The sequence below is a fragment of the Rahnella sp. NRRL B-41462 genome (assembly GCF_003263525.1).
GTDB classification, from domain to species: domain Bacteria; phylum Pseudomonadota; class Gammaproteobacteria; order Enterobacterales; family Enterobacteriaceae; genus Rahnella; species Rahnella aceris.
The window spans coordinates 36,279-43,677 of the sequence record NZ_JYDF01000091.1 but is presented as its reverse complement, the minus strand read 5'-3'; the positions used below and the strand labels follow the sequence as shown (position 1 = coordinate 43,677).

Below are 7,399 nucleotides of genomic sequence, written 5' to 3'. Positions count from 1 at the left end.
CCCTTAAAACCCCCTCCCAACCTCCCACTTCGCAGGGGGAGGAGCCAGGCAAACCACGTTGACAACTTGTCTGAACCGGGGGCAGGGCAAAGCCCAGCAGGCAAGCCATTCTGCTCATCAGACGGGTGGAAAAAATCGGAATAAATCAGAAGACTGGCTAATCTGACAGAGGTATCAGCAGAAGTCGGGATGTGAATCGCGGGGAAAATACGAATACGGAGGGGAAACCGTTCCCCTCGTCTGGCGTTAAACGGAGATCTTCCTGACGGTTTGCCCCGATACGGTTTCCTGCCCGTTCGGTCCGTAGAATTTCTGCGTCTGACTGGCGTTAAGGATCGCCAGCGCCTCGGTGTTATAGGCGATTTGTTTGCCCAGTAACATGCCGTTGTGACGATTTATCTGACTCAGCCTGGCGGTCATTTGCACAATATCTTGCCACATCGCGGCGATTTCCGGCTGACTCTGCCCTTGTGGATCTGAGTAGGGTGCGGTTTGTCTGAGGCGTTCGTCATGCTGACGACGCTGTTTATCAAGATAGTCTACCGTGGCTAACAATGAACTTTTCTGCTCGGTTATATGCTGCAAGGCTGCACCATTTACGCGGCCAGAGCACAGTATCGTTTGTTCGTGATTAATCACCTGATCCAGCGCTTGCAACGTTTCAACCAAGGTAGTCATGGTCTTGATAAAGTTCTTCATCGGGCCTTATTACCTTCCAACTTTTTGTCTTCACACTGAGGTCTTCAGCTTAAAGACCTTTGAGATAATCCTGCGTGTCCTGTAACAAAGCATCAGCGATTTTGCCGGTATCCATCGTCAGTTTACCGTCGCGGATAGCTTGTTTCAGTTCTTCGACACGTGCCGTGTTAATGTCCTGCGCACTTGACTGAGTCAGAGATGCCTGTGCTGAACTCAGGGTCACCGCCGTACCGCTGGTGGTGGTGCCAGAAACAGTGCCTTCTTTACGCGTGTTCTGTACTGAAGCTTCAGACGGTTCGCGTTGCTGGATCGAGGTTAAAGGTGAAACACCTTGAGTACGATCGATAGCCATAAATTTCTTCTCCAGTATGGGGATCAGGGTTTTGAACATCTCATGAAAACCCTTAAAAATGCCGTCGCGGACGACTCTGATACGTGTGTTATCGACATGTGGCGAAATAACTTTAGCTTTTATTGCAGCTTTTTGCAGAACAACGGCTGCACTTTAGGATTATATCGTCACTGTCACAGACCCATCTGAGCCTACTGTTCCGTTCACAATTGCACCTGACGGCATTCTGATCCGCACTGATTCATTCGCTGCAGCATTGTTCATCGCCTTACCGGCACTCGATACATTAAACCCACTGCCTGTTGCCTGAACCTGAACTTCCTGCCCCGCATGCACCATCCACGGACGGCGCAGCATGGATAAGGTTAACGGCTGGCCGATGCTGATGTTTCGCAGCGTGATGCCATTCACCGCCTGTTGACTGTCAAGAATGGTTTTCGGTGGCAGCAGATCCAGTCGCCCGGTTTTTTGTTGCATATCGGTTTGTGTCAGGTGAGCGCCCGCTGGCACGTTCTTCGCCGCCACCCAGTACGTTCCGCTGACCTGCACTTTGGTCTGTATGTAACTTTTCTTGCCGTTACAGTTCACCGCCACGGAGACATTGCCCCAGGTGCGACTGTTCGGTGAAAGCATAAATTGTGGTGATAAACATTGGGGCTGACGCGCCGCCGGGGTGTTCACGACCACGGTCACCTGCATTCCGCTTTCAGCATATTGCTGGCGGAAGAACTGCTGAATTTGCGAGGACAGCAGTGTATCGCTATTGGAAGAGGCAGGCACGCTTTTGACTTGCACTGGCAAAGACTGCGCATAGCTCACAGCACCAGACGTCGCACCGGTCATGATGCAGCCCAGCGTAATGCCTGTACGACATATTTTCAGCATGTTCATTCGCGTTTTACCTTTGTGCCAACCTACTACTGGCCACAAGTCTACGCTCACTTTGCAATTCCTAAAGGGACAAATAGCGCCCGATTTCATGCTTATTCAGACGATAGCCAGTTGACACTCGCATTTATGCTGTCGACTCCAAAATCTCACTTTGCGGAGGGCGCATGCTCGACAAATTGAACGCCGCACTACAGTTCCAACAGGAAGCGCTCAACCTGCGCGCCCAGCGGCAAGAAATTCTTTCAGCCAATATCGCTAACGCCGACACCCCAGGGTATCAGGCGCGCGATATCGATTTTGCCAGTCAGTTGCAGAAGGTGATGGAGCAGGGGCGTGCAAGCGGCAGCGGCATCTCCTTGTCTCTGACGTCTGACCGCCATATCCCGGCGTCCAACGTACAGCCTGCTGATATGGATCTGATGTACCGGATCCCTGACCAGCCATCGGCAGATGGCAACACGGTCGATATGGACCGTGAACGTACCAATTTTGCGGATAACAGCGTGCGCTATCAGACCGATTTGACCGTTCTCGGCGGGCAAATCAAAGGGATGATGTCGGTGCTGCAAGGATAATAGCCCATGTCAATGCTTGGTATTTTTGATATCGCCGGTTCTGCGCTGGCCGCGCAGTCTCAGCGCCTGAACGTCAGCGCCAGTAACATGGCCAACGCCGACAGCGTCACCGGCCCGGATGGTAAGCCGTATAAAGCGAAGCAGGTGGTTTTCCAGGTGGATGCAGCACCGGGTCAGGAAACCGGCGGCGTGAAAGTGGCGCAGGTCGTTGATGACCCGGCACCATGCGCATGGTGTATGAGCCGGGCAATCCGATGGCGGATGCAAAAGGCTATGTGCAGATGCCAAACGTAGATGTGGTCAGCGAAATGGTGAACACCATCTCCGCTTCCCGCAGTTATCAGGCCAACGTCGAAGTGCTTAACACCACCAAGTCGTTGATGATGAAAACCCTCACTCTGGGGCAATAGCGGAGCGAATCATGGCAATTACCACGTCGATTAATGACACCACTGATAACACCACGATCGCCAGCACCAGTTCCGGTGGTTCGTCCACAACCGGAACCAGTTCTGCGGATGATTTATCCAGCAGTTTCCTGACCCTGCTGGTCGCCCAGCTGAAAAACCAGGATCCCACCAATCCGATGGATAACAGTCAGCTGACCAGTCAGCTGGCGCAGATCAGCACCGTCAGCGGGATTGAAAAACTCAATACCACGCTGGGCAGCATTTCCGGACAAATCACCAGTGGTTCATCTGTTCAGGCAAGTTCATTGATCGGTCACGGCGTGATGGTGTCCGGCAGCGCAATTCTGGTCGGCAGTGACACTGATGGCACTGTCAGCACCACGCCATTCGGATTTGAACTGGAAACGGCCTCCGATACCACCACCGCTACAGTCAGCGACGCCACCGGTAAAGTGGTGAAAACCATCACACTGGGCTCCCAGACTGCCGGTGTGCACAGCTATACCTGGGACGGTACACAGGACGATGGCACCAAAGCACCGGATGGCAGCTACACCTTTAGCATCAATGCCCTGAACAATGGTCAGCAAATGGTGGCAACACCGCTGAACTATGCGCTGGTCAATGGTGTAACGACAGATTCAGCCGGGAATACCGCGTTGGATCTGGGCGTACGCGGAACCGCGAAAGTCGATTCTGTACGCCAGATTTTGTAAGTGAGTCACTCAGACCGCTCCCTCCCCTTCGCCGGGGCAGGAGCTAAAAACACTACACACAGTACAATGGAGCTAACATGAGCTTTTCCCAAGCAGTCAGCGGCCTGAGCGCGGCATCGACTAACCTCGATGTGATTGGTAACAACATTGCCAACTCCGCGACCGTCGGTTTTAAAACAGCCACCGCCTCTTTTGCCGATATGTTTGCCGGTTCCCAAACCGGTATGGGCGTTAAAGTCGCCGCTGTCACTCAGAACTTCAATGACGGTACGACCACCAACACCTCCCGCGGTCTGGATGTGGCCCTGAGCGGCAACGGTTTCTTCCGTCTGACGGACACCAGTGGCGCGGTTTATTACTCCCGCAATGGTCAGTTCTCACTGGATGCCAACCGTAATCTGGTGAACATGCAGGGTCTGAGTGTCACCGGTTTTCCGGCCACCGGCACCCCCCCGACTATCGCCGCAGGCGCACAGCCGGTTGCCCTGAACATCCCGACCACCCTGATGAGCGCGAAAGCCACCACGGTGGGTACGATGGTGGCCAACCTGAACTCAACGGATACGGCGATCCCGGCCGCCAAAACGTTCAGCAGCAGCGATGACACCAGCTACAACTACGTGAACAGCATCACCACCTATGACTCACAGGGTAATGCCCACGATAACAACGTCTACTTCGTGAAAACCTCTGCGAACAACTGGGATGTTTACGCGCAAGACGGCAGCGTCACAGGTTCAACAGCCGGCAAAATTGGTGCAATGCAATTTGATACCAGTGGTGCGCTGGTGAGTACCACTAACGCCGCAGGCGTCGCCAATGCCGGTCTGGCACTGACGTTGCCAATGAACACCGCGACTAACGGGACGGTGACGCCACAAACCGTTTCCCTGGATTTCACCGGCAGTATCCAGCAGAGCACCGGCAGCGACAGCATCGGTTCCCAGACTCAGGATGGTTATGCAGCGGGTCAGATGACCGGTTACACCATCAATGACGACGGCACAATCTCCGGCACTTACTCCAACAACAAAACCCAGTTACTGGGCCAGATTGTGCTGAGTAACTTCTCTAACCCGGAAGGTTTGAAATCTGAAGGCGACAACGTGTGGACGGCTACCGCGTCTTCCGGCCAGGCTGTGACCGGTATCGCGGGTCAGGGCGGTTTAGCGTCAATGACCAGCGGCGCGCTGGAATCTTCCAACGTCGATCTGAGTGCGGAACTGGTCAACATGATTGTTGCTCAGCGTAACTACCAGTCGAATGCGCAGACCATCAAAACTCAGGACTCCATCCTGAACACGCTGGTTAACCTGCGTTAATACGCGTTTTATCACCTGAGAACAGGGCAGCATTATGGATCACGCTATCTACACCGCAGGCGGCGCAGCCAGCCAGACGCTGGTTCAGCAGTCGGTGACGTCGAGTAACCTGGCTAACGCCAATACACCGGGCTTCCGCTCGCAGCTTTTAGCGATGCGCGCAGTGCCGGTAGACGGTGAAAGCCTGCAAACCCGCACGCTGGTCACGGCATCCACGCCGGGCGCAGATATGACGCAGGGCAAGCTGAACTACACCGGCCGTCCGCTGGATGTGGCTTTACAGCAGGACGGTTTCCTTGCGGTGCAGATGCCTGATGGCTCTGAAGCCTATACCCGTAACGGTGACATGCAAGTGTCACCGACTAACCAGCTGACCGTTCAGGGTCATCCGGTGATGGGGGATAACGGCCCGATTGAAGTTCCGCCGAATTCTCAGCTCACGGTTTCTGCGGACGGGACCATTGCCGTGCTTGAAGCCGGTGCTGACCCCAACACCATGGGCCAGCTCGGTAAGCTCAAGCTGGTGAAAGCGGCCAACAATGAAGTCACCCGTGGCGATGATGGTATGTTCCGGCCAACGCCGGCGACCGTTCAGGCACGGGGTGCGGCTTTACAGCCTGACCCGACTATTCACGTTATGCCCGGAACGCTTGAGGGCAGTAACGCGGATCCGGTTTCAACCATGGTTGACATGATCGCCAACGCCCGCCGCTTTGAGATGCAGATGAAAGTCATCCACAGCGTCGATGAAAATGAACAGAGTGCCAACAATCTGCTGTCAATGAGCTGATGATGGCAGAGGAGTAATGACATGATCCCATCGCTGTATATTGCGAAAACCGGTCTGGATGCCCAGCAGACCAATATGGATGTAATCGCCAACAACCTGGCGAACGTCAGCACCAACGGTTTTAAACGCCAGCGTGCGGTATTTGAAGACCTGCTTTACCAGACAGTCCGTCAGCCTGGTGCGCAGTCTTCTGAGCAAACCAACCTGCCATCCGGTTTACAGATTGGTACCGGTGTGCGTCCTGTTTCTACTGAGCGTTTGTTCTCGCAGGGCAACCTGTCGCAGACCAGCAACAGCAAAGACATTGCCGTCAAAGGGGAAGGTTTCTTCCAGGTTCAGTTGCCGGACGGCACGACGGCCTATACCCGTGACGGGTCTTTCCAGGTTGATCAGAACGGTCAGCTGGTGACCTCCAGTGGTTATCAGGTTATTCCTGCGATCACCGTTCCGGCGAATGCGCTGAGCATGACGGTCGGGCGTGACGGTATCGTGAGTGTGACCACGCAAGGTCAGACGGCGGCACAGCAGGTGGGGCAACTGACGCTGAGCACCTTCATCAACAACAGCGGCCTGGAATCACTCGGTGAAAACCTGTACCAGGAAACCCAAAGCTCCGGCGCACCAACCGAAAGCACTCCGGGTCTGAACGGCGCAGGTCTGCTGTATCAGGGTTATGTGGAAACCTCTAACGTCAACGTGGCGGAAGAACTGGTCAACATGATCCAGACCCAGCGTGCTTACGAAATTAACAGTAAAGCCGTGTCCACCTCGGACGAAATGCTACAGAAACTTTCCCAGCTGTAATGTTTGGCGGTTGATTGAAAACAAGAGGGCAGGGGCGGAAACGCTTCTGTCCTGAACCGGTTCAGATCCCTACCAGGTCGATTTTTTAAAGGCGATAACTGTGGTGACCAAAAAAAACACGTCGGTAATGACTTCTTCTAAAGACCGACCAGGCAAGCTGGTGCTGCCGCTGTTAATCACGTTACTGGCGAATGGCTGCGCGTATATGCCGCATACCCCGCTGGTACCCGGAGCAACCACAGCGACCCCTGCGCCTGCGGCACCGCCGGTTCCTAACGGTTCGATTTTCCAGTCAGTTCAGCCGATGAACTACGGTTATCAGCCTCTGTTTGAAGACCGCCGTCCACGTAATGTCGGCGACACGCTGACCATTGTCTTGCAGGAAAATGTCAGTGCAAGCAAAAGCTCCTCAGCGAACGCCAGCCGCAACGGCGCGACCAGCTTTGGCGCAGCGACAGCGCCACGTTATCTGGAAGGTCTGTTCGGTAATGCCCGTGCCGACCTCGATATGACCGGTGCCAACACCTTTGCCGGTAAAGGCGGCGCAGCGGCCAATAACACCTTCAGCGGCACCCTGACCGTGACGGTTGGGGAAGTGCTGGCAAACGGCAACCTGAAAGTTGTCGGAGAGAAACAAATCGAAATTAATCAGGGAACTGAATTTATCCGGTTCTCCGGTGTGGTCAACCCGCGCACCATCAGCGGTTCGAACGCCGTTATCTCCACGCAGGTGGCAGATGCACGCATCGAGTACGTCGGGAATGGCTACATCAATGAAGCGCAGAACATGGGCTGGTTGCAGCGGTTCTTCTTAAACTTATCGCCGTTATAACGAGGCAA

The 7,399-nt window shown here is 54.5% G+C and carries 9 protein-coding genes and 1 pseudogene; 7 read left to right on the top strand and 3 right to left on the bottom strand.

The window, feature by feature from the left end:
• Positions 1 to 246: 246 nt before the first annotated feature.
• From UC14_RS20390 to flgA, 3 genes are all read right to left on the bottom strand, one after another.
• Positions 247 to 699 carry a flagella synthesis protein FlgN gene (locus UC14_RS20390; protein WP_013575160.1) on the bottom strand — a complete coding sequence of 151 codons (453 nt, stop codon included), beginning with the start codon at positions 697 to 699 and terminating at the stop codon, positions 247 to 249.
• Between the two features lie 49 nt (positions 700 to 748).
• Positions 749 to 1,051, bottom strand: a complete 303-nt coding sequence (gene flgM / locus UC14_RS20385; RefSeq protein ID WP_013575161.1) for a flagellar biosynthesis anti-sigma factor FlgM — start codon at positions 1,049 to 1,051, stop codon at positions 749 to 751.
• Between the two features lie 159 nt (positions 1,052 to 1,210).
• A complete protein-coding gene (gene flgA / locus UC14_RS20380; protein WP_198670097.1) occupies positions 1,211 to 1,942 on the bottom strand; it encodes a flagellar basal body P-ring formation chaperone FlgA in 732 nt (243 codons plus the stop codon).
• A gap of 164 nt (positions 1,943 to 2,106) precedes the next feature.
• Between flgA and flgB the strand changes: the two genes are divergently transcribed.
• The 7 genes and pseudogenes from flgB to UC14_RS20345 all read left to right on the top strand — a co-directional run bounded on the left by flgB (position 2,107) and on the right by UC14_RS20345 (position 7,391).
• Complete coding sequence (gene flgB, locus UC14_RS20375; RefSeq protein WP_013575163.1) at positions 2,107 to 2,517, top strand: flagellar basal body rod protein FlgB; 411 nt, start codon at positions 2,107 to 2,109, stop codon at positions 2,515 to 2,517.
• Positions 2,518 to 2,523: 6 nt separating this feature from the next.
• Positions 2,524 to 2,927: pseudogene (gene flgC, locus UC14_RS20370) on the top strand (flagellar basal body rod protein FlgC).
• A gap of 11 nt (positions 2,928 to 2,938) precedes the next feature.
• Positions 2,939 to 3,643, top strand: coding sequence for a flagellar hook assembly protein FlgD (gene flgD / locus UC14_RS20365; RefSeq protein WP_013575165.1), 705 nt, complete (start codon positions 2,939 to 2,941; stop codon positions 3,641 to 3,643).
• Between the two features lie 77 nt (positions 3,644 to 3,720).
• Positions 3,721 to 4,965, top strand: coding sequence for a flagellar hook protein FlgE (gene flgE / locus UC14_RS20360; protein WP_013575166.1), 1,245 nt, complete (start codon positions 3,721 to 3,723; stop codon positions 4,963 to 4,965).
• Positions 4,966 to 4,999: 34 nt separating this feature from the next.
• Positions 5,000 to 5,755 (top strand): flagellar basal body rod protein FlgF, encoded by a 756-nt coding sequence (locus tag UC14_RS20355; RefSeq protein WP_013575167.1) that lies wholly within the window; start codon positions 5,000 to 5,002, stop codon positions 5,753 to 5,755.
• Positions 5,756 to 5,776: 21 nt separating this feature from the next.
• Positions 5,777 to 6,559, top strand: coding sequence for a flagellar basal-body rod protein FlgG (gene flgG / locus UC14_RS20350; RefSeq protein WP_013575168.1), 783 nt, complete (start codon positions 5,777 to 5,779; stop codon positions 6,557 to 6,559).
• Positions 6,560 to 6,686: 127 nt separating this feature from the next.
• Positions 6,687 to 7,391 carry a flagellar basal body L-ring protein FlgH gene (locus UC14_RS20345; protein WP_071823641.1) on the top strand — a complete coding sequence of 235 codons (705 nt, stop codon included), beginning with the start codon at positions 6,687 to 6,689 and terminating at the stop codon, positions 7,389 to 7,391.
• Positions 7,392 to 7,399 lie beyond the last annotated feature (8 nt).

Excerpts from the sequence above, each read along its gene's own strand:
- UC14_RS20390 (WP_013575160.1), bottom strand. The coding sequence starts at position 699 with ATGAAGAACTTTATCAAGACCATGACTACCTTGGTTGAAACGTTGCAA.
- flgM (WP_013575161.1), bottom strand. The coding sequence starts at position 1,051 with ATGGCTATCGATCGTACTCAAGGTGTTTCACCTTTAACCTCGATCCAG.
- flgA (WP_198670097.1), bottom strand. The coding sequence starts at position 1,942 with ATGAACATGCTGAAAATATGTCGTACAGGCATTACGCTGGGCTGCATC.
- flgB (WP_013575163.1), top strand. The coding sequence starts at position 2,107 with ATGCTCGACAAATTGAACGCCGCACTACAGTTCCAACAGGAAGCGCTC.
- flgD (WP_013575165.1), top strand. The coding sequence starts at position 2,939 with ATGGCAATTACCACGTCGATTAATGACACCACTGATAACACCACGATC.
- flgE (WP_013575166.1), top strand. The coding sequence starts at position 3,721 with ATGAGCTTTTCCCAAGCAGTCAGCGGCCTGAGCGCGGCATCGACTAAC.
- UC14_RS20355 (WP_013575167.1), top strand. The coding sequence starts at position 5,000 with ATGGATCACGCTATCTACACCGCAGGCGGCGCAGCCAGCCAGACGCTG.
- flgG (WP_013575168.1), top strand. The coding sequence starts at position 5,777 with ATGATCCCATCGCTGTATATTGCGAAAACCGGTCTGGATGCCCAGCAG.
- UC14_RS20345 (WP_071823641.1), top strand. The coding sequence starts at position 6,687 with ATGACTTCTTCTAAAGACCGACCAGGCAAGCTGGTGCTGCCGCTGTTA.